Source organism: Peribacillus sp. SIMBA_075, from assembly GCF_046534585.1.
Window position 1 is genome coordinate 1 of sequence record NZ_JAWRYN010000877.1, and the last position, 262, is coordinate 262.

General features: G+C 38.5%; 1 protein-coding gene. It reads right to left on the minus strand.

Annotation, left to right across the window (positions count from 1 at the left end):
- Positions 1-231: YunC family protein (locus SB775_RS30755; protein WP_410865052.1), on the minus strand; the 231-nt coding region annotated here is incomplete at its 3' end.
- Between the last annotated feature and the right edge of the window lie 31 nt (positions 232-262).

Genomic DNA, 262 nt, shown 5'->3' on the forward strand with positions numbered 1-262 from the left:
TACTGATTCTAGCGGTGCTTCAAGAAGTTGTTCAATCGTTCTTACACCAACCGCACGGCCAGCAATAATACCTCGATCACCTAACTTCTCATTTAAAAGACCTACATCTAATGCACCGCACATAATATATCCTTTATCGCTCATTACAGCTAGCAAATTTGTCTTTGGAAGTTTGACGCTAACCGCAATAAACGTATAATTATCGATTATAATTGGCTCCACATTAACCATAGTTCACACTCCTCTCTTTCTTATCTGTATG